The organism is Mesoflavibacter zeaxanthinifaciens DSM 18436, from assembly GCF_000422365.1.
Taxonomy (GTDB): Bacteria; Bacteroidota; Bacteroidia; order Flavobacteriales; family Flavobacteriaceae; genus Mesoflavibacter; species Mesoflavibacter zeaxanthinifaciens.
This window is the reverse complement of record NZ_AULQ01000011.1, coordinates 98,892-119,735: the sequence shown is the minus strand read 5'-3', so window position 1 is coordinate 119,735 and position 20,844 is coordinate 98,892. Positions and strand designations below refer to the sequence as shown.

Genomic DNA, 20,844 nt, shown 5'->3' with positions numbered 1-20,844 from the left:
GATACTGATGGAGATGGCTTAACAGACTGTGAGGAAACAACAGGAATTGATGATCCAAACACACCATTAGTTCCAACAGGAACTAGTAATCCAAATGATGCTTGTGATCCATTTGTAGATGCTGGAGGATGTACTCCGATAGCTATAGATGATACAGTAACAGGAGTAGCAAGTAATACAAATGTATCTATAGATGTTGTAGATAATGATTCTGATCCAAACGGGACAATAGATCCAACTACTGTTAATTTAACAGACCCTTCAGCTATAGATGCAGATGGAGACGGTTACAATGACACTTTAGTTGTTCCAGGCGAAGGAACTTGGATAGTAGATCCAACTACAGGAGTGATGACATTTATCCCTGAATCTGAATTTACAGATGACCCAACACCAATTGGTTACACTGTAGAAGATAATGATGGAAATGTATCTAACGAAGCTATTGTAACTATTGATTACGAAACTCAAAATCCAATAGCAGAAGACGACGACAGTTTACTAAATCCTTTTGGCTCTACAGTAGTTATAGATATAATAGCCGATAACGGTAATGGTCAAGATGTTGATTCAGATGGAACATTAGATTTAGGTTCTGTAAGCATAACAACAACTGGAGCAACTGATACAGATGGAGATGGAGATAATGATACGTTAGTAGTGCCAGGAGAAGGAACTTGGGTAATAGATGAATTAGGTATACTTACATTTACACCTGAATCAGGTTTTAACGGAGATCCAACACCAATAACTTACACTATTCAAGATAATGATGGTAATATATCTAATGAAGCGATAGTAATAATTACTTATGAACCAGATGGAGATTCAGATGGAGATGGTGTTTTAAGTTCAGTTGAAGTTTTAGAAGGAACAGATCCAACAGATCCTTGTGATTACAATCCAGAAAGTGTAACAGAAACTCAAGCAGAACCTTGGATTTCTTCAGATTGTGATGGTGACGGGTATTTCAACGGAACAGAGCTAGAAGATGGTACTAATCCATTAGATCCTTGTGATTTTGATTATTTAAGTAGTTCTGATGTACCTCAGTCTCAAGCATGGTTAGACGCAGATTGTGATAATGATAATGTACCTAACGGAACAGAATTACCTTACGGTGATACTGACGGAGACGGAATACCAAACTGGTTAGACCCTGATGATGACGGAGATGGTGTTGATACTATTAATGAAGATTATGGAGATGTAGATGACTCAGATGGAGAAGTTGACCCACAAGGTGATGGAGAGCCAACAAACGACGATTCTGATGAAGATGGTACACCAGATTATTTAGATACTGATGATGATGGAGATGGTATATTAACAGAAGATGAATATCCTGATCCTAATAATGACGGAGTTGGTTTTGGTGATGATGCAGTAGATAGTGATGGCGATCAGTTACTACCAGATTACTTAGGGTTTAATAATGCTTCACCTTCAGAAGACGATTTAGAAGTATTTAATGCAGTAACACCAAACGGAGATGGAGATAATGATGTTTTCATTATTAGAAATATAGAATTATATCCAGAAAACACTGTTAGGATTTATAACAGATGGGGAGTAATTGTTTATGAAGTTTCAGGATATGGTCAAAACGGACAATTCTTCAAAGGAGAATCTAATGGACGTGCAACTATTAAAACAGAAAAACAATTGCCAGTAGGTACTTATTACTATGTTATTGAATATAACAACGGAACCGAAACTAAATCTAAAGCAGGATATCTATATATTCAACGTTAAATTATAAGTAATAGAGGCTATTTATAAATAGCCTCTTATCTAAAAATATATCTTTTTTATAATGAAAAATAGAATTTTAATTTTAGCACTTCTCTTAAGTTCTTTGTTTGTAAGTAATGTTACAGCTCAACAAGATGCTCAGTATACGCAGTATATGTATAATACAATGAGTATAAATCCTGCATACGCTGGATCTAGAGATGGTATTAGCGCTTTGCTACTTTACCGTACACAATGGGTAGGGTTAGATGGAGCTCCAGATACAGGAACTTTTAATATCCATTCCCCAATTGCAGAAGATAGTAAAATAGGGTTAGGGTTATCTGTAATTAATGATAGAATAGGCCCAACACAAGAAACTTATGTCGATGCAGATTTTTCTTACACAATAAATCTATCAGAAGAAAGTAAACTAGCTTTTGGTTTGAAAGTAGGAGGACATCTTTTAGATGTAAACTATTCAGAATTAAGTCAGTATAATGGAGGAGATGTTTTGCTGCAATCAGATATAGAAAATAAATTTTCTCCAAATTTTGGAGCAGGTATCTATTACCGTAAAGCAGATCGTTGGTACGTAGGACTTTCTGTTCCAAATATTTTAGAGACTAAGCACTTTGATGAAGCCTCTTTATCTCAAGCAAAAGAAAGAATAAATGCTTACTTGATAGCAGGATACGTTTTTGATATAAATGCTGATTTAAAATTAAAACCAGCCTTTTTACTAAAAGGAGTTCAAGGTGCTCCATTAGCAGCAGATTTGTCTATAAATGCACTTTTAAAAGAAAAATTTACATTTGGATTAGCATATAGATGGGATGCAGCAGTTAGTGGTATGTTAGGCTACCAGCTTACAGATAGCTTTATGTTAGGCTTTGGTTATGATAGAGAAACGACCGAGTTAGGACAAACACAATTTCAGCAAGGTTCATTTGAAGTTTTTCTTAGATTCGAACCAAGAGATGTAACAAAGATTTTATCACCAAGATTCTTCTAAAAGAACACAATACTTATGAAAAATAAAATTATCATACTTACAGTTTTTTCGATATTATCGTTCTCAACTTTTAAGGCTCAAGATAACGGTATATCTGCAAAAGTTGAAAAAAAATACGACAAGTTATCATATATAGAAACAACTAAAGCATTATTAAAATTAGTAGAAGACGGTAATCGTACACCAGAAGTTTTAAAAAAACTTGCCAATGCTTACTATTTTAATGTGAAAATGGAAGATGCTTCAAAATGGTACGGAGAACTTTTTGCAATTAAAGACATTGTTGTAGAATACGAATATTATTATCGTTATGCTATGGCTTTAAAAGCTATTAGTAATTACGATAAAGCTAATGAATATATGCAAAAATTTGCAGTACTTAAACCAAATGACTCTAGAGCAATTCTATTTAAAAAATCTCCAAATTATTTAGAGACAATAGAAGAGCTATCAGGAGATTTTGAATTAGAAAATCTAGATTTTAATTCTCGTTTTTCAGATTTCGGAACATCCTTTTATAAAGAAGGAATTGTATTTGCATCATCAAGAGGAGATGGAAAACTTTATAAATGGAACGAGCAACCATTTTTAGACCTTTATTATATAAATGAAAGTGAAGGTAAGCCAGAAAAACTTTCAGAAAATATAAATACAAAATATCATGAGTCTTCAACCTCTTTCACAAAAGATGGTAATACAATGTACTTTACCAGAAACAATTATTTTAGAGGTAAAGCAAGAAAAAGCAACGAAAAAGTTAACGGATTAAAAATTTATAAAGCACAATTAATAGATGGTAATTGGACAAATATAGAAAGTATGCCATTTAATAATGACGATTATAATGTAGCACATCCAGCATTAAGTATGGACGAAAAACGTTTATACTTTGCTAGTGATATGCCAGGTACTTATGGTAAATCAGACCTATTTTATGTAGATATAAACGAAGATGGTACTTATGGTGATCCTGTTAATTTAGGTGAAACAATTAACACAGAAGGAAGAGAGAATTTTCCGTTTATAAGCAATAACGGAACACTTTATTTCTCATCAGACGGACACCAAGGTCTTGGAGGTTTAGATGTATTTATGAGTAATCTAGAAGCGACTAAAGTTGCTGTTACAAATCTAGGTAAACCAATAAACAGTTCAAGAGATGATTTTGAATTTATAATAGACGAAAATACTAACGAAGGTTATTTAACATCAAACCGCTATAACGGAAAAGGAGATGACGACATCTATAAATTTACAAGAGAATATTGTACACGTTTTATTTCTGGTACAACAGTAGATAAAAGAACAAACGCAATTATACCTTACGCTAGCGTTGTTGTTTTAAACGAAAAAGGTGTTGAAGTACAAAACCTAACCTCAGACCAAAACGGAGCATTCAGCTATGAAGGAAGTTGTAAAAAACAAACGTATAAGGTCATAGCTTCTAAAGATGAATTTATTCAATCTGAAGAAACCTTTAAAATAAACCCATCTAAAGAAGAAGATGTAGTTTTAAAACTAAACCTTAAACAAACTGAAAATGAACCTTTACCAGTAGGTAAAGATCTATTTACAGAACTAGACTTAAACCCAATTTATTTTGACTTTGATAAGTCTAACATTCGACCAGATGCACAAGTAGAATTACAAAAAGTAATAGATTACTTAAAGAAGTATCCAACAGTAAATATAGATGTCCAATCACACACAGACTCTAGAGCAACCGACCAATATAATATTGCGTTATCACAAAGACGTAACGAGTCTACAAAAAAATGGATTATCCAAAAAGGTAATATTGACCCAAGTAGAATATCAGGTAGAGGATATGGAGAAACACAATTAGTAAACCGTTGTTCTAACGGTGTAAAATGTTCAGAAGAAGAGCATCAACAAAACAGAAGAAGTATGTTTATTGTTACTAGCAATTAAAACATAAAAAAAAATAAGAAAAAAGTGCTTCTCTAAAGAAGCACTTTTTTTATGCTCTAAAATTATATTACTAAATATTGCCTAAAAGGACTCAGAACAAATTTCGTATTTTGTAAATTTGTTAGACTTAAAAAATAAGATGGCAGAAGAAAAAGTAATTTTAGTAAACGAAAAAGACGAGCAAATAGGATTAATGCCTAAAATGGAAGCACATGAAAAAGCATTGCTACATAGAGCATTTTCAGTATTTGTATTTAATGATAAAAACCAGTTAATGTTGCAACAACGTGCATTAACAAAATACCATACGCCAGGTTTATGGACAAACACATGTTGTAGTCATCAACGTGAAGGAGAAAGTAACATAGCAGCAGGAAAAAGGCGGTTAATGGAAGAAATGGGATTTGTAACAGAACTAGAAGAAAAAACTTCTTTTATATACAAAGCACCTTTTGAAAACGGTCTTACAGAGCACGAATTTGACCACATTATGGTTGGTTATTATAATGATGAGCCAAACATTAATAAAGACGAAGTAGAAGCTTGGAAATGGATGTCTTTAGACGAAGTAAAGCTAGATATAGAACAGCATCCAGAACTATATACCGCATGGTTTAAGATTATTTTTGAAAAGTTTTACGAATTTATAAAGCATTAATCAATGAAAGTAACCGTTAGCAGAAAAGCACATTTTAATGCCGCACATAGGCTGTATAGAAAAGACTGGACAGAAGACAAAAATAATGACGTATTTGGTAAATGTAATAACCCAAGCTTTCATGGTCATAATTACGAGCTAATTGCACATGTAACAGGAAATATTGATCCCGAAACAGGTTATGTAATAGATATGAAAATATTAAAAGATATCATAAAAGAAGAGGTAGAAGATGCTTTTGATCATAAAAACCTAAACGTAGACGTACCAGAATTTAAAAACTTAAACCCAACAGCAGAAAATATAGTTGTCGTAGTTTATAATAAAATTAAAGCCAAATTAGATCCAAAATTTGAACTACAAGTTACTTTGTACGAAACACCACGCAATTATGTAACTTATCCTTCAAAATAATTAGAATAAAACTATCAAAAACTAAGTTATATAGTGAAGATAATAAACTTTATATGTAGCTTTGCGCAAATTAAATTTTAATTATCATGGCAAATAAAAGAGACCTAAAAAAAGATATTAATTACGTTTTAGGAGATATTATTGAAGCTGTTTATATCTGGGAATATGCAAATACAGATAAAGACACAAAAGAAAGTGAAAAAATTATTGATGATGCAATAACAACTTTTGACGAGTTAATAGCAAAAGTAAACGCTAAAGATGTTGAAAATAAGAAAGTTCACTTTAAAGGTATTCAACAAGAACTAGAAGACAAAGGTAGAGCGTTAATAGAAAGAATTAACAAATTAGGATAATTTTTTAAAAAAAAGTTTGCAAATATCATTTCTCAAATTATATTTGCACTCGCTTTGCCGATGTAGCTCAGCTGGCTAGAGCAGCTGATTTGTAATCAGCAGGTCGTGGGTTCGAGTCCCTCCATCGGCTCTAAAAGCTTCTCAATAAAATGAGAAGCTTTTTTTATTAATAAAAGTTGATATTTAATCATTAAAAAAGCCATTCAATTTTGAATGGCTTTTTTAATTATTTCTGTTATTTTATTTAGCTTCTTCAGCTTTTCGTTTACTTATATAGTCTTCTAACTGCTTACCATATTTAGAGTTTTTAATCTCTGGAGTTAGTACTTTATTAATCGTATCTAGTAAGTTTAATCTAGCATCATAAATTTCAGATAAAGCTATGTAAGGAGCAACTTCACTATCTTTATTATTAATAGCAAAATTAACAGCATATAAATATTTTCTTTTTGTAAAGCCTTCTAAAGCCTTTTCTGTTTTCTTTATAGCAGCAGAATCTTTATTTTTTAAAGCATCTAGATTTTCTTTAAAAACATCTAAGTTTTTGTTGTTTATTTTATTCATCATTTCTAGATATTCTTGGTAAAGTTCTTGTTGTTTAGAACCTTCAATTTTAGCGTAAAAATTAAAGTTTTCTAATTTGGTGTAAATTTTGGTTACACCTTTATCACCAAAGAAAGATATGCGATCATTTTCTTTAGAGTTTTTATCTAAATACAAATGAAATACTTCTGGCTCATCAATCTCTGTTTGTAATGTAAAGTTAGAATCGCCATTTACAGTTACAGAATCTACAGTAACTAAAGTTGTATCAATTACTTTTTTTAGGTAAACAGTACCTTTTTTTAAACCTTTAACGGTAGCTTCAACAGTAAGTTTTTTTCCGCTTTCACCGCAAGAAAAAATAAGTGTTACAAGAAGTAGTACTAAGATTTTTTTCATTTTTATTTAATTTTTAATGGGCAAATATCTTATAAAAATCACAAAAATACTAACCAGCAGAAGCTAATTGCATTAAAATTGTACAACCAATTGCAGCTATAGTACCAACTGCATAACCAAAAACAGCTAATAGTACACCAACTGTAGCTAATGATGGATGAAAAGCAGAAGCAACAATAGGTGCCGATGCAGCGCCACCAACATTTGCTTGACTACCTACAGCAAGGAAAAAGTAAGGTGCTTTAATAATTTTTGCTACAAAAATTAAAAGTAGCGCATGAATAGACATCCAAACTAATCCAATTGCAATTAAACCAACATTGTCAAATATTAAGGTTAAATCCATTTTCATACCAATACTTGCTACTAAAATATAGATAAATACACTACCAAATTTACTAGCGCCTGCACCTTCATAATTTCTAGCTTTTGTGAAAGAAAGTAAAATGGCAATTATAGTTGAAATACTTATCATCCAGAAAAAAGAACTGTCTAAAAAGGTAAATACATTTTTTAAAGTTTGGTTTTCTATACCATCAACAATGTTTTTGAAAAAAGGAGCTAAAATACCAGCAAATAGATGGGCTACACTAACAGTACCAAAAGCGATTGCAGCCATTAGCATTAAATCTGTTAAAGAAGGATTACGTTTTACGCTATCTGTAAAAGAAGACATTTTTTCTTTTAAGGATTCAATAGAAGATGTATCTGCTTTTAACCATTTGTTAATAGCGTTTCTTTTACCTATTCCTATTAAAAGAAGCGCCATCCATAAATTAGCAACAACAATATCTACAAAGACCATTCCGCCATAAAGTTTTTGATTATAACCGTAAATTTCTAGCATAGCAGTTTGGTTAGCTCCGCCACCAATCCAACTTCCTGCAAGGGTTGATAATCCTCTCCAAACAGCATCTGGACCAACACCGCCAACAGTTTCTGGAGAAAAAGCAGAAATCAATAAAATAGCTATAGGTCCTCCAATTACAATACCTATTGTACCTGTAAAAAACATGATTAGCGCTTTCCAACCTAAATTAAAAACACCTTTTAAATCAATACTTAAAGTCATAAGTACTAAAGCAGCTGGTAAAAGGTATCTACTTGCAACATAATATAGGTTTGTGCTATGTTTTGTTATTTCACCAGTGTCTGTGTTAGTAGTTTCCCATTCTGGAGCAATTAAACCTACAGTAGTTAAAACTGCAGGAAGCATATAAGCCATAAATAACCCAGGAACTATTTTATAAAATTTCTCCCAAAAGCCACCTTTTAAAGACTCTGTGTAAAAAATAGCACCAAGTGCTAACATTAATATTCCAAAAACGATAGTGTCGTTTGTAAATAATGGTTCGTTCATAGTTTAGTTTTATAGTTACCGCAAAATAATCAAATAAAACTGTAATAAAAAGGACTTAAAATAAAGTTTGGCACAGCATTTGTTTTATTTAAAGTGTAATTAATTATGATGACTTGGTAAAGGTGTGGTTACCTGATCTAACGAGTAATGATTACTCATATTTTTGGTTGGTTAGTATGAAAAAGCATCTCTTTTTGAGGTGCTTTTTCTATGTAATAAACTTTAACAAAACTTTTAAATTCTAATTGTAAGGAAATCAGTATTATATAGACTAAATATATGTAATATTTGTGAAGACGTAATTATGGTGTGGTTACCATAATTAAATAGCAAAGATTATTCATATTTTTGGTTGGTTAGTACGAAAAAGCATCTCATTTTGAGGTGCTTTTTCTATTTTATGTCAAAATAAAGTTTGGCACAGCATTTGATTTATATAATACGTAATTATTTATGAAGACTTAGTAAAAGGTGTGGTTACCTTAATTAACGAGTAAAGATTACTTATATTTTTGGTTGGTTAGTATGAAAAAGCATCCTTTTTAGGATGCTTTTTCTATTTAGGTATGTTGCCATTTAACTATTTAATAAAATTTGTAATAGTATCAATTAACCCTTCTGCAATAGGTCTTTGGGTTTCTGCATATGATTTTGAATTTTCTAAATTATCACCTTCTATAGTAACAAGTACGTGATTCATATTTTCTATTATTTTTAAAGTAGCATCTTTATTAGCTTCTTTTAAAAGTTTAGCTTCAGTTTCACTTACCTGTAAATCTTTAGTTCCGTTTATAACTAAAATAGGTATGTTTAAAGTACTTAAGACTTCTGTTGGATTATATTTCATCCAATTTATCATAAACTTTTGGATTTCAATATTAAATATAGAAGATAATGCCATAGGATAATCTGTAGTTGTTTTACCTTCTTTTAAAGTTTTAAATATACGTTTAGTATCTTCTGTAAAATTAGGTGCTGTTTTATTGACTTGTTCTATAATAACTTGATCAATACTTTGTCCTGCACCTGCTAAAGATATAAAACCATCTGCACGGTCCTTAGCAGCAAGCATACCAACTAAGCTACCTTGACTGTGCCCAATAACATAAATTTTATTAAAGTTTTTAGTGCTTTTAAAATAATCTATTACAGATTTTGCGTCTGTAACAAAATGATCAAAAATTATATTTTTATCTAAATTATTAGATTTTAATTGTTTAACAATACGTTTATCATATCTGTATGTAGCAATATTGTTATTGGTAAGATTTACAGCTAATTTTTTTAAGCTATTATTTTTTAAAAAATTTTGATTACCATCTCTGTCGGTAGGTCCTGATCCTGCAATTATAATAGCTAAATTAGGCTTTTTGACATTATTTGGTGATAATAATGTACCATCTATATGTTTATTTACAGAAATGTCTTGTTTTGTAAAACTAGATTCTTGCGCAAGAAGAGAAGAGCTAAAACAAAGCGAAATAAAAAGAACTAAAAATTTCATATTATTTTTTAATTTAAAATTGTCAAAAAGATGCCAATTTATAGTGTTAACATGTACAAAAATAACTGAATTTATTTTATCGATAGTTATCGAATTAATAATTTTAAATAGTGTTTTTAGTCCCTTGTTTTGTGTTTTTAATCGATAAATGTTAAAATTAAGTGCATTTCATCGAATATTTATGTTTTTAAACTATTTGAAGAAGAAATAATGTTATGTTTGACACGTACTAAGAATTACATACTTTTTAGTTCAATGGATTAATTAATTAATATTTGCATCTTGATTAGATATAGAGACCCTAAATCTGACCAATATATAAGATGCCAAATAGCATAGAGTCAAGGTTGAGGGACCTTGACTCTTTTGTTTTTAATAATTTCTATTTAATAATTCTAAAGGTTAGATTTATTCTCTGACCAATATCTTTTTTAGTTTTTGCAATTTGATGTAACCAATGGTGTTGGGTTTTACCTTGCATTAAAAGTAAACTACCATGCTGAAGTAATAGTTTTTGTTTTAAAGATTTATCTTGTCTATGTTTTAAATGAAAGTATCGTTCTGCTCCAAAACTAACAGAAGCAATTATTGGGTTTTTTCCTAATTCTTTTTCATTATCTGCATGCCAGCCATTACTGTCGTTTCCGTTTCGGTATAAATTAGTAAGACACGTGGTAAATTTTGTGTTAACTTTAGTTTCAACTTTATTTTTTATTTGCTGTAGTTCTTCTGTAAAAACATGCGGATGCATTGTAATATTTGAATAGCTGTAAGGCTTACCATTGTTGCCAAAAAGCGCTGTTAACCTTGGTTGTTTATAGGTTTTTCCAAAAACAGTTATATCATCTTGTTGCCAATTTATGTGTTTTAAAAGCGAATTAAAATAGGCGTCTGCTTCTTCTTTATTAAAAAAGTCTGGATAGTATTTAATGTCAGAATCAGGTAAATTTAATGATATGTCTTCAGGAAAAAGCATTTTAAAATTGTAAATAAAAATATGCCCAATACATTAAAAAGAATTGTAATGGAATGCGTAAAATTAATACCCATTTAGGTAAACCTGCACTAGCTTTTTCATTAGAAAGCATATAGAAATGAACAGTAAAAAAAACAGCTAGCATTAAAATAATACCATAAATAGCTGTGTTTTTTGTTGAGGGAAAGCATAGCGTTGCACCAAGAATAATTTCGGCAACACCACTAAGTAATACCATTAATTTGTGATTAGGAATATAATTAGGCATAATGCGCATATACATTTTAGGTTTTACAAAATGCATTATTCCAGCCAAAATATACATACACGCCATAGCGTAAAGATGCCAAGGATAAGTCATAGTAACGTTTTATTTTATAAATTTAACCTATTAATTATTTATCATGAAATTTAGCCTAACTCTTTTATTATTTTTTATAACTCGACTCACTTTTGCACAACTACCTAAAGGCTTTGTATATGCACAAGATAGTTTACCTAATTTAAAAGTTGAATTACGTTATTGTTATGATAATAATTTTGTTGGAGAACAAATAGATGGCTATGTAAACGAAGTTGTGATTACAACAACACAAACAGTAGAAGCCTTAAAAAAGGTACAAGCCGATTTAAAAAAAGAAGGTTTAACCCTAAAAGTTTTTGATGCTTACAGACCACAACGCGCAGTTAATCATTTTGTTCGTTGGGCAAAACAAGTTAATGATACAATGATGAAAATGCATTACTACCCAAAAGTAAATAAGCGTAATTTATTTAAAGAAGGTTACATTGCATCAAAATCTAGGCACAGTAGTGGTAGCACTTTAGATGTAACTATCGTGAATTTAGAAACTGGTGAAGAACTAGATATGGGATCTCCTTTTGATTTTTTTGGACCAGAATCTTGGGTAAGCAATACTAATCTAACCGAAAAACAAATCGCTAACAGACAACGTTTACAAAATGTTATGCTTAAAAACGGTTTTAGAAATTACCCGAAAGAATGGTGGCATTTTACATTAAGAAATGAGCCGTTTAAAAACCAATATTTTGATTTTTTAGTAGAATAGTTTTTAGACGTGCTGATCAATCAAAACAGGATTACCATCAGGATCTAAAATCACAAAACTTGCTGGACCAGAACTGTTTTCGTCAGCTTCTGTAATTAAAGGTATTTGATAAGATTTGATGTGTTTCTGGATATCTCTTACATCTGTAAAGTCTTCTAATTTATTAGCACTTTCGTCCCAACCAGGATTAAAAGTTAGTATGTTTTTATCAAACATGTCTTGAAACAATCCTACAAGCGCGTTACCATTTTTCATGATTAAATAATTTTTTTCTATCTCTCCAGCAAAAGGTGTAAAGCCTAATTTTTCATAAAATGCTTTTGATTTATGTATGTCTTTTACAGCAAGACTAACTGAAAATGCGCCAAGTTTCATTATCTAATTTTTTAAAATGAAGTTTTGAAGATAGGTAATTTTTATCAAAATTGGGTTACTGTTTTAAATTCTTAATTCTTTCTAACAATGTAGGATGAGAATAATGCATAAACACGTACGCAGGATGAGGCGTTAAATTACTTAAACTATTTTTAGATAACTTTTTAAGTGAAGTTATTAAAGGCTCTGCTTTGTAGGTGTTTTTTGCGTAGTCATCTGCTTGGTATTCAAACTTTCTAGAAAACCAATTCATGATTAATCCTGTGATTTCAGAAAGCGGACTGTATAAAATACCAAATGCAATTAACCCGATATGAAAGCTTGTTTTTTGTACGCCTAAAGCTTCAGAAAGCATAGGATTGTCAATTAATAATGACAATATAAAAAGTGTGAAACCAGTTAATAAAATCGAAGAAATTAAATTGAAAATAATATGCTTTTTCTTGTAATGACCAACCTCATGCGCTAGAACTGCAACGATTTCATCTTCATCTAAATCATTAATTAATGTATCATAAAGCGTCACTCGTTTTTCATTTCCAAAACCAGAAAAATAGGCATTGGCTTTGGTGCTTCGTTTTGAACCGTCAATGATAAAAATCTTATCTAGATTAAAGCCAACACTTTCAGCATATTTAGAAATTGCATCACGCAAACTTCCGTCTTCTAAAGGTGTTTGTTTATTAAAAATAGGTACTATTAATCGCGAATAAAATAGGTTGATAAAAATGGTGAAAACAGATACTAAAATCCAAGCATAAATCCAGAATAAATCTTTAGTTGTGTGATAAAACCATGTGATGATGCCTAGTATGATTCCGCCAACAATTATGGTCATTAACCAACCTTTAATTTTATCTAAAATAAAGGTTTCTTTAGTAGTTTTATTAAACCCAAACTGTTCTTCAATCACAAAGGTTTTGTAAAAAGAAAATGGCGTGGTCAAAATATCACTACCTATCATTATAATTCCAAAAAAGATAAGCGTTACCAAAATATTATGGTCTGTAATTTGTCTAGCTAATTGATCTACAAATGCAAAACCATCTAAAAAGAAAAACGCTAACGTTAATACAAAAGAAAATGTAGAAGTTAATATCCCAAAACGATAGTTAGTAGCTTTGTAGCGTTGCGATTTTTTATACTCGTCTTCATCATAAACATCTTGTAACTCTTCAGGTAATTGATCTTTATAATGTTTCGCGTTAAGCGCATCTAAAATTTTATCAATAATAAAATTAATGCTTATAATTGCGATGATGATATAGAATAGGGTAGTGTGATTCATGATAATATTTTAAATAAAATCTCTTTGTCTTTTAGCTTCAAAAACTAAAATTCCAGCAGCAACAGATACATTCATAGAGTCAATTTTTCCACTCATTGGGATAATGATGTTTTGTGTTGAAGCATCGCGCCAAGCTTGACTTAAGCCATCTGCTTCTGTACCAACAACAATAGCGCTGGCTTTAGTGAAATCTTGTTTATGATAATATGCTGCATCCTGCAAAATAGCACTGTAAATATTAATGTTATTCGACTTTAAAAATGCGATAATATCTTCTGTATTACCAGTCGCAATGGTATTAGTAAACAAGCAACCAACACTAGATCTAATAATGTTTGGATTGTACAAATCGGTTTTAGGATTTGCTAATATAAAAGCATCTACGTTTGCTGCATCTGCGGTACGTAACAACGCGCCGATGTTTCCAGGTTTTTCAGGTGCTTCTGCAATTAAAATTAATGGATCTTTATTGTTTAGTTTCAAGTTGTCTAATTGATGCGATTTACTTTTAGCAATCGCTACAATACCTTCAGTTGTATCTCTATGCGCTATTTTTTGATAAACGTCTTTAGAGATTTCAATGACTTGAGTAGAATTATTTAGTTTAGGTAAACTGTCTTGTGGGCAAATTTCAGGATAAAACAAAAGGGTTTTTATATCGTAATGTCCTTGTAAAGCCAATTGTATTTCGCGTAAACCTTCAACAATAAACAGGTTTGTTTTACGACGTTCTCTAGATTTTTCTTTTAATAAAACTATCTGTTTTATTAGTTGGTTTTGTGTGCTAGAAATTTGTTTGTAATTCATAACACAAAAGTAATTTAAAAAATGTAAGTATTGTAACAATATAACGACCTAGCACTAATTATAACGATAAACCTTAAACATGAAAAATTTTTTATTACTAATTACTTTAGCTGTTTTTCTTTTTAACTGTAAAGAACAAACAAAAAAAGAAACTGAGATTACTACTGATTACAAAAAAGAAGAATTAGATGTTACAACTTCAATTTACCCTGAAACATTAACTAAAATTTTTGATGCGCATGGAGGAATTGACCTTTGGAATCAAATGAAATCTTTAGAGTTTACAATGCCAAAACCTAACGGAAATGAAGTAACCTTAACCAACTTAAAAACTAGAGAAGCTTTAATAACACATCCTGATTTTGTGATTGGACATGATGGTGCAAAAACTTGGTATGTAAATAATAAAGAAGGCGAGTACAAAGGTTACGACCCTAAATATTATTATAATTTGATGTTTTACTTTTATGCAATGCCTTTTGTATTTGGAGATGATGGTATTAACATAAGCGATGCAGAACCATTAACCTTTGAAGGAAAAACATATCCTGGTATTAAATTTACTTATGAAAATGGAGTAGGAGAGACGCCAGAAGATCAATACATTGTATATTATAATCCAGAGACTTACGTAATGGAATGGTTAGGATATACCGTAAACTTTATACCTGGTATTGATACTACCGAATTTCATTTTAGAAAATATAGCAAATGGCAAGATGTAAATGGTATCTTATTACCTGCAGAAATGGTACGTTATAAATACAAAAATAATTTACCTACAGAACCAATGGGAACAACAGAATTTATAGATGTTAAATTAACAAAACAAGCTGCTCCTAGAGCGAATTTTAAAGCACCAGAAATTGCTACAATTGTAGAATAAAAAAAGCGAGCATTTAGCTCGCTTTTTTTTATTATTGGTTTTTATATTTTTCTGAGTAGCGTTTTGCTAATTCTGTTTGATGTGTTTCAAGACTAATATCTCTACCTTGTATAAAGGCTTTAGTTAGTTTGTTGGTACGCATATCTAAAGCATCACCTTCACTAATAAAAAGTGTGGCATCTTTACCAACTTCTAAAGATCCAACAGTATCATCAATACCTAAAATCTTTGCTGTGTTGTAAGTGATTAAACTTAAAGCTTGTTCTTTAGTTAATCCGTAAGCAACAGTAGTACCTGCTAAAAATGGTAAGTTTCTAGTGTTCATACGTTCCATATCACCAGCATTTTCAAGACCAACCAAAACGCCAGCTTCAACCAATTGAGTAGCTAATTTATATGGTAAATCATAATCGTCATCACCACTATTTGGTAAAGAGTGTACACGTTGTAAAAGCACTGGTACGTTATTTTCTTTTAATAAGTCTGTTACGTTGTTAGCTTCGTAACCTCCAACAATTACAGTCTTTTTTATGTTTTGCGCTTTCGCGAAATTGATAGCGTCTGTAATTCCTTTTTCGTTATCTACATGTACATAAAGCGTTTTATTACCATTAATTAAACCTTGTAAAGCATCAAAAGGAATATCTTTTGGAGATGTATTACCCGCTTGATAGGCTTTATTTTCTGCAAAATAGTTTTTTAATTCGTCTACTTCTTTGCTGTAGTTTTTGTTTTCGGTTAAAACCATTGGTTCTCCTAACCACCAACGACCGCGCGAATATGCTCTTGGCCAATTTAAATGGATTCCATCATCTTCTTTGATGATCGCATCTTCCCAATTCCAAGCATCTAATTGTACAATGCTTGACGTTCCAGAAATACGTCCGCCACGAGGCGTGATTTGCGCCATTAAGACACCGTTTGGACGCATAGATTCTACAACTTTAGATTCGGTATTATATGCAATTATACTTCTTACATGCGGATTCATAGCTCCGATTTCATCTTCATCATCACTAGCTCTTACAGCATCTACTTCTACTAAACCTAATGTAGAATTAGGAGCAATAAAACCAGGATATACATGTTTGCCTTTTGCGTCTATAACTTTGCCTTGTCTGGCTATTTTCATCATAGCACTACCAACAAAAGTAATTTTTCCGTTGTCAAACATGATTAAAGAATTTTTAATCACATTACCGTTACCCATATGTAAGGTAGCACCTTCTATAGAGTAAGCATTTGTTTGTTTTGGTGCTGGTGTTTGCTGTGCTAAACCAGAAAGACTCACCAAAAGTGTTAGGATTAATATATTTAGTTTTTTCATTTTTTATACGTTTTGATTATACACGTTGTCCTTTTTTAAAACTGATGTTCTACAGAGTCACAGTGTAATAATTCTTTTTCTTTTTTCTCAATTGACTTCGTCTTTAACCCTTTGTGTTTAGCCTGAAGCATCATTGTGGTTAATTCATTTTTTTCTTTTTCCATTGCTTCACGAAGTTGTGCATCACGTTCAATATCAAAATAAACTGTACCGTCAATGATTGTTTTTTCTGCTTTAGCATAAATAGATAACGGATGATCTGACCATAAAACCACATCTGCATCTTTACCAACTTTTATACTTCCTACACGATCATCAATGTGTAATAATTTTGCTGGGTTTAAAGTCACAAACTTCCAAGCGTCTTCTTCGCTAATATCTCCGTATTTTACACTTTTTGCAGCTTCTTGGTTTAAGCGTCTAGACATTTCAGCATCATCACTATTAATAGCAACCGTTACACCTGCATTGTGCATGATTGGTGCGTTAAAAGGAATAGCATCGTTAACCTCATATTTATATGCCCACCAATCGCTAAACGTAGATCCTCCAACACCGTGTTCTACCATTTTATCGGCTACTTTATAACCTTCTAAAATATGTGTGAAGGTATTAATGTTGAAGTTGAATTGTTCTGCAACCTTCATTAGCATATTAATTTCACTTTGTACATAAGAGTGACAAGAAATGAAACGTTCTTTATTTAAAATCTCGGCAATAGTTTCTAACTCAATATCTTTTCTATATGGTTTACCGCTTTTCTTTAATGCATCATATTCTTTTGCTCTTTGAAAATAATCTATGAAAACCTGCTCTACACCCATTCTTGTTTGTGGAAATCTGTTTCTACTATCATCGCCCCAATTACTTTGCTTTACATTTTCACCTAAAGCAAACTTGATAAATTTTGGAGTGTTTGTGTAAATTAAATTTTCTGGTGTTTCTCCCCATTTTAACTTAATAATTGCCGAACGACCGCCAATTGGATTTGCAGATCCATGAAGTACTTGGATTGATGTAACACCACCAGAAAGGTTGCGGTAAATATTTATATCTTCGGCATCTAAAACGTCTTCTATACTTACTTCTGCAGTGCTATTATGACCAGCTTCATTAACACTTGAAGTTGCAATATGCGAATGTTCGTCAATAATTCCAGACGTTAAATGCTTTCCTGTAGCATCTACAATTGTTGCATTACCAGCGCTAAGATTTTTACCGATTTTAGAAATTTTTCCGTTTTTAATTAAAACGTCTGTTTGTTCTAAAATACCTTCAGCTTCATTAGTCCAAACCGTTGCGTTTTTAAATAAAATAGTTTCTTGTTGAGGTAGGCTAGTAAAACCGTAAGCCATGTTAGGATAAGTAACAGGGAATAGTTTTGGCATTTCACTTTCTTTATCTTCGTCTTTATCGCTTTTTTTCTCTTCAGTTTTTTCTGAAGCTTTTTTAGTAGCGTTAAAAGCAAATTCTGTTCCGTTAGGTAAAATTGCTTTTCCTTTTATGTTTTCTGAATCTGAAATTTTTGAAATAACTCTTACAAACTCTTGTTTTGTAGTGTCAATTGTAGAAAAAGTTAGCGTTAACCATTCGTTAGAAAAGTTAATTTTAGAACCTAACTCTTTATCTTCAGTTTTTACTTTAGACTTCAGTTTTTCTATATCTCCAGAGATTGATAATTCGTAATCGGTATTATTTAATTTAAACGTGTAATCTCCACGTAAGTCTTTGGTGTCCATTGGTGTTATTTCATCTTTAACACCAGTTACCCAGTTTTGATAAATGGTTGTTTCTTTATCAAAAATATCTCCGGAAGTGATTAAAAAGTTAGCATAAGCACCAGTTTTTAAATGTCCTAATTGAGTAGATTTACCTATGATTTGAGCAGGAATAGTTGTTAAAGCTTCTAATGCTTTAGTTTTATCTAAACCATATTCTATAGTTTTTTGAAGATTAGCCAACAAGTCTTTTTCTTCTTTTAAATCATGAGTTGTAAAAGCAAAAGTAATATTGTTATCTGCTAATACTTTAGGATTTGAAGGTGCTTGATTCCATGCTTTTAAGTCGGCTAAACTAACAGAGCTAGCCATTAATGGATCTTCCATATCATATGCATCTGGAAAATTTACAGGTACGATAAACTGTGCGTTTGTCGCTTTGATGTCTTTAATCCATTCGTATTCATCACCGCCAGAAACAAAAACATATTGAGTATTAAATTGATCACCGATTTTATCAAAACGAAGTACATTTTCTTTGCTAGAAGCATTAAGAATTTGAATTTCATTTCTATTAGCATTAAACGCTTCTAAAGCACGATCTTTCTCTTTTATATTTCCTTTTGCGTACCAATCTGCGTCAAGATTTACTTGTCTTAATAATGCCATAGTACCCATTAAAGATGTTGGGTACATTTGACGTGATGTTTTACTTTTTGAAGTACCGTAAAACTGACCTAATTTTTCGTCTAATAATCTTGTAGCATCACTACCTTCTGGAGCTAATGTAATCAATACGCCAGTACCTTGGATAATTCCGTCGTCAATGTGAGAATTAACAACTCCAAAACCAGCTTTTCTAAGTTTTTCAGCCTTTTTAATATCAAAGTCAAAAAAGTCTAAAGCGTTTTGGTCTGGTCTTATATGGTCGTTCCAATAAAAACCATCGCGACTTGCATCGTATTGAGGTGATCGTCTATTACTTGAAGCGTTTTCAACAGGTTTCATTCCAAAATCGCTGTACGTTTCGATAAATGAAGGGTAAATAGTTTTACCACTTAAATCTACAGTTACTGCATTTTTTGGGACAGATACATTATTACCACTAGCAACTACTTTTCCGTCTTTAATTAAAAGTGTACCATTATCTACAATTTGTGTTGGAGTAATGTAGATCTTAGCATTTGTAAATGCTGTGTAATTAGAGGTGTTAGTTTTTACACCATCATTTTTAGGAATATATTCTTGTGCAAAGGAATAACTACACAACAATAGTCCTAAAAAGCTTAGGATTTTTCTCATAAGATTAGTTAGTTTAAAGTCTTAAAGAGACTAAAGATAAGTCTTAAAGCAACCCATTCAAAATCAAGGGTGAAATTTTAACTTTTTTAAAGTGTTTTATTTTGTAGGTAATTTACTAGTAATGCCACTACATAGCTGTAGCTTTCCATACCTTTTGCTTGGTTATTGGCTTTTAGATAAGTAGTGTATGTGCTTTTAAAGAAAATTTCTGATGGGTTTTTGTAACTATCCCAAAAGTCCTGTACTTCTTGATAGTTTTTGATAATACCAGGGTTTATAGTTTCAACCAATTCAAAATAAGTATCAGGATTACGTTTATAGACTTCTCTTAAGCAATGTCTTAATCCAAAGGTGTAACCACAATATTTAAAATAAATATCTGGATTGTTTACAGATGCTAAAAAGCCCATAAAATTAGCTTCGTTTTCTAAAGCATAACCTAATTGGTGTGCAATTTCGTGCGCAGAAGTAGTTGGGAATTTATACTCCGGAATTAAATAATCTACTTGCGCTTCGTTAGTTAGCGGATTCAAATATCCGCTAAAACCCATATACGTTAGCGGTAAACTAAATATCGATTTTTTTAAACTTTTTGGATGGTATTCTAAATGCGGAAATTCTTTTTCTAGCGCTTTATAACCATTAGGAGTTTGTTTTAAAATTTCGGTTTTTGTGTAAGGTAAAACTACTTTTACAGTGTCGTTTTTGGCAATTTGTAACTGTAAACTGTTAGATTTTTCAATAAGTTTTTTGGTGACCGAAAGTAGTTGCTCTGTAGTGTAATTATCTTCTAATTTTAAGTTTTTGTGTAAAGGATTACGGTAATAATTAAATCCCCAAAGTAAATGAAACGCAAAATACACAACACCCAAAACAGCACCAACATCTAACAACCATTTTACGGTGTCTTTATAAATGCGTTTTCTATTTAAAACTAACCATCTAAGTATTAAGATTAAGCCAATACCATAAACAAAATCACCAAAACTAAACGGTAACCAACCCAAAACATATCTAAAGAATTTAGATAAAAACGGATATAAACCGTCGCTATAATAACGGTCTACAAATTCAGGAAAACGTTTGGCAAGTTGCACCAAAATGTAGGTAGGTACAATTAATCCCGTTAAAATTAATTTGGTGTGTTTTCGCATAGACATCAAAAATAAATAAAATAAAC

19 protein-coding genes and 1 tRNA gene are annotated in these 20,844 nt (G+C 31.4%); 9 read left to right on the top strand and 11 right to left on the bottom strand.

Translation table 11 applies throughout. The features are described from left to right. From H574_RS0111380 to H574_RS0111350, 7 genes are all read left to right on the top strand, one after another. Positions 1-1,755, top strand: a 1,755-nt coding sequence (locus H574_RS0111380; protein ID WP_027880703.1) for a T9SS type B sorting domain-containing protein, incomplete at its 5' end; no start/stop codon positions are given. Positions 1,756-1,816: 61 nt separating this feature from the next. Continuing rightward, positions 1,817-2,749 carry a PorP/SprF family type IX secretion system membrane protein gene (locus tag H574_RS0111375; RefSeq protein WP_027880702.1) on the top strand — a complete coding sequence of 311 codons (933 nt, stop codon included), beginning with the start codon at positions 1,817-1,819 and terminating at the stop codon, positions 2,747-2,749. Positions 2,750-2,764: 15 nt separating this feature from the next. Beyond that, positions 2,765-4,681, top strand: a complete 1,917-nt coding sequence (locus H574_RS0111370; RefSeq protein WP_027880701.1) for an OmpA family protein — start codon at positions 2,765-2,767, stop codon at positions 4,679-4,681. A gap of 139 nt (positions 4,682-4,820) precedes the next feature. After that, entirely contained in the window at positions 4,821-5,339 is a 519-nt protein-coding gene (gene idi / locus H574_RS0111365) for an isopentenyl-diphosphate Delta-isomerase (protein ID WP_027880700.1), read from the top strand. Positions 5,340-5,342: 3 nt separating this feature from the next. Beyond that, positions 5,343-5,753 (top strand): 6-pyruvoyl trahydropterin synthase family protein, encoded by a 411-nt coding sequence (locus tag H574_RS0111360; RefSeq protein ID WP_027880699.1) that lies wholly within the window; start codon positions 5,343-5,345, stop codon positions 5,751-5,753. Between the two features lie 86 nt (positions 5,754-5,839). Beyond that, positions 5,840-6,109, top strand: a complete 270-nt coding sequence (locus H574_RS0111355) for a hypothetical protein (RefSeq protein WP_027880698.1) — start codon at positions 5,840-5,842, stop codon at positions 6,107-6,109. Positions 6,110-6,165: 56 nt separating this feature from the next. After that, positions 6,166-6,239: transfer RNA gene (locus tag H574_RS0111350), tRNA-Thr, on the top strand. Between the two features lie 110 nt (positions 6,240-6,349). Here the strand turns inward: H574_RS0111350 and H574_RS0111345 are convergent. The 5 genes from H574_RS0111345 to H574_RS0111325 all read right to left on the bottom strand — a co-directional run bounded on the left by H574_RS0111345 (position 6,350) and on the right by H574_RS0111325 (position 11,252). Continuing rightward, entirely contained in the window at positions 6,350-7,051 is a 702-nt protein-coding gene (locus H574_RS0111345) for a DUF4369 domain-containing protein (RefSeq protein ID WP_027880697.1), read from the bottom strand. A 49-nt stretch (positions 7,052-7,100) separates the two neighbouring features. After that, the gene (locus H574_RS0111340; protein ID WP_027880696.1) at positions 7,101-8,411 is read right to left on the bottom strand and encodes a DUF819 family protein; all 1,311 of its coding nucleotides are present in this window, start codon (positions 8,409-8,411) and stop codon (positions 7,101-7,103) included. Positions 8,412-8,991: 580 nt separating this feature from the next. Next, on the bottom strand, positions 8,992-9,915 hold the full coding sequence (locus H574_RS0111335) for an alpha/beta hydrolase (RefSeq protein WP_027880695.1): 924 nt from the start codon (positions 9,913-9,915) through the stop codon (positions 8,992-8,994). Positions 9,916-10,297: 382 nt separating this feature from the next. Continuing rightward, positions 10,298-10,891, bottom strand: coding sequence for an alpha-ketoglutarate-dependent dioxygenase AlkB family protein (locus H574_RS0111330; RefSeq protein WP_027880694.1), 594 nt, complete (start codon positions 10,889-10,891; stop codon positions 10,298-10,300). Between the two features lies 1 nt (position 10,892). Then, on the bottom strand, positions 10,893-11,252 hold the full coding sequence (locus H574_RS0111325; RefSeq protein WP_027880693.1) for a DoxX family protein: 360 nt from the start codon (positions 11,250-11,252) through the stop codon (positions 10,893-10,895). Between the two features lie 43 nt (positions 11,253-11,295). Between H574_RS0111325 and H574_RS0111320 the strand changes: the two genes are divergently transcribed. Next, positions 11,296-11,961, top strand: a complete 666-nt coding sequence (locus H574_RS0111320) for a M15 family metallopeptidase (RefSeq protein ID WP_027880692.1) — start codon at positions 11,296-11,298, stop codon at positions 11,959-11,961. A gap of 3 nt (positions 11,962-11,964) precedes the next feature. On the opposite strand, the gene H574_RS0111315 is transcribed toward H574_RS0111320, so the two are convergent. From H574_RS0111315 to H574_RS0111305, 3 genes are read right to left on the bottom strand one after another with little or no spacing between them, the layout of a single operon-like run. After that, positions 11,965-12,336 carry a VOC family protein gene (locus tag H574_RS0111315; RefSeq protein WP_027880691.1) on the bottom strand — a complete coding sequence of 124 codons (372 nt, stop codon included), beginning with the start codon at positions 12,334-12,336 and terminating at the stop codon, positions 11,965-11,967. Positions 12,337-12,391: 55 nt separating this feature from the next. Then, a complete protein-coding gene (locus tag H574_RS0111310) occupies positions 12,392-13,624 on the bottom strand; it encodes a M48 family metallopeptidase (protein ID WP_027880690.1) in 1,233 nt (410 codons plus the stop codon). Positions 13,625-13,633: 9 nt separating this feature from the next. Then, positions 13,634-14,431 (bottom strand): TrmH family RNA methyltransferase, encoded by a 798-nt coding sequence (locus tag H574_RS0111305; protein WP_027880689.1) that lies wholly within the window; start codon positions 14,429-14,431, stop codon positions 13,634-13,636. A gap of 79 nt (positions 14,432-14,510) precedes the next feature. Between H574_RS0111305 and H574_RS0111300 the strand changes: the two genes are divergently transcribed. Further along, positions 14,511-15,317 carry a DUF6503 family protein gene (locus H574_RS0111300; protein WP_027880688.1) on the top strand — a complete coding sequence of 269 codons (807 nt, stop codon included), beginning with the start codon at positions 14,511-14,513 and terminating at the stop codon, positions 15,315-15,317. 31 nt (positions 15,318-15,348) lie between these two features. Here the strand turns inward: H574_RS0111300 and H574_RS0111295 are convergent, their stop codons facing one another. From H574_RS0111295 to H574_RS0111285, 3 genes are all read right to left on the bottom strand, one after another. After that, positions 15,349-16,644: an amidohydrolase family protein gene (locus H574_RS0111295; RefSeq protein ID WP_027880687.1), complete on the bottom strand. Its 1,296-nt coding sequence runs from the start codon at positions 16,642-16,644 to the stop codon at positions 15,349-15,351. A gap of 35 nt (positions 16,645-16,679) precedes the next feature. After that, positions 16,680-19,664 carry an amidohydrolase family protein gene (locus tag H574_RS0111290; protein WP_027880686.1) on the bottom strand — a complete coding sequence of 995 codons (2,985 nt, stop codon included), beginning with the start codon at positions 19,662-19,664 and terminating at the stop codon, positions 16,680-16,682. 86 nt (positions 19,665-19,750) lie between these two features. Next, a complete protein-coding gene (locus tag H574_RS0111285) occupies positions 19,751-20,818 on the bottom strand; it encodes a DUF3810 domain-containing protein (protein WP_027880685.1) in 1,068 nt (355 codons plus the stop codon). Positions 20,819-20,844 lie beyond the last annotated feature (26 nt).

Excerpts from the sequence above, each read along its gene's own strand:
- H574_RS0111375 (WP_027880702.1), top strand. The coding sequence starts at position 1,817 with ATGAAAAATAGAATTTTAATTTTAGCACTTCTCTTAAGTTCTTTGTTT.
- H574_RS0111370 (WP_027880701.1), top strand. The coding sequence starts at position 2,765 with ATGAAAAATAAAATTATCATACTTACAGTTTTTTCGATATTATCGTTC.
- idi (WP_027880700.1), top strand. The coding sequence starts at position 4,821 with ATGGCAGAAGAAAAAGTAATTTTAGTAAACGAAAAAGACGAGCAAATA.
- H574_RS0111360 (WP_027880699.1), top strand. The coding sequence starts at position 5,343 with ATGAAAGTAACCGTTAGCAGAAAAGCACATTTTAATGCCGCACATAGG.
- H574_RS0111355 (WP_027880698.1), top strand. The coding sequence starts at position 5,840 with ATGGCAAATAAAAGAGACCTAAAAAAAGATATTAATTACGTTTTAGGA.
- H574_RS0111345 (WP_027880697.1), bottom strand. The coding sequence starts at position 7,051 with ATGAAAAAAATCTTAGTACTACTTCTTGTAACACTTATTTTTTCTTGC.
- H574_RS0111340 (WP_027880696.1), bottom strand. The coding sequence starts at position 8,411 with ATGAACGAACCATTATTTACAAACGACACTATCGTTTTTGGAATATTA.
- H574_RS0111335 (WP_027880695.1), bottom strand. The coding sequence starts at position 9,915 with ATGAAATTTTTAGTTCTTTTTATTTCGCTTTGTTTTAGCTCTTCTCTT.
- H574_RS0111330 (WP_027880694.1), bottom strand. The coding sequence starts at position 10,891 with ATGCTTTTTCCTGAAGACATATCATTAAATTTACCTGATTCTGACATT.
- H574_RS0111325 (WP_027880693.1), bottom strand. The coding sequence starts at position 11,252 with ATGACTTATCCTTGGCATCTTTACGCTATGGCGTGTATGTATATTTTG.
- H574_RS0111320 (WP_027880692.1), top strand. The coding sequence starts at position 11,296 with ATGAAATTTAGCCTAACTCTTTTATTATTTTTTATAACTCGACTCACT.
- H574_RS0111315 (WP_027880691.1), bottom strand. The coding sequence starts at position 12,336 with ATGAAACTTGGCGCATTTTCAGTTAGTCTTGCTGTAAAAGACATACAT.
- H574_RS0111310 (WP_027880690.1), bottom strand. The coding sequence starts at position 13,624 with ATGAATCACACTACCCTATTCTATATCATCATCGCAATTATAAGCATT.
- H574_RS0111305 (WP_027880689.1), bottom strand. The coding sequence starts at position 14,431 with ATGAATTACAAACAAATTTCTAGCACACAAAACCAACTAATAAAACAG.
- H574_RS0111300 (WP_027880688.1), top strand. The coding sequence starts at position 14,511 with ATGAAAAATTTTTTATTACTAATTACTTTAGCTGTTTTTCTTTTTAAC.
- H574_RS0111295 (WP_027880687.1), bottom strand. The coding sequence starts at position 16,644 with ATGAAAAAACTAAATATATTAATCCTAACACTTTTGGTGAGTCTTTCT.
- H574_RS0111290 (WP_027880686.1), bottom strand. The coding sequence starts at position 19,664 with ATGAGAAAAATCCTAAGCTTTTTAGGACTATTGTTGTGTAGTTATTCC.
- H574_RS0111285 (WP_027880685.1), bottom strand. The coding sequence starts at position 20,818 with ATGCGAAAACACACCAAATTAATTTTAACGGGATTAATTGTACCTACC.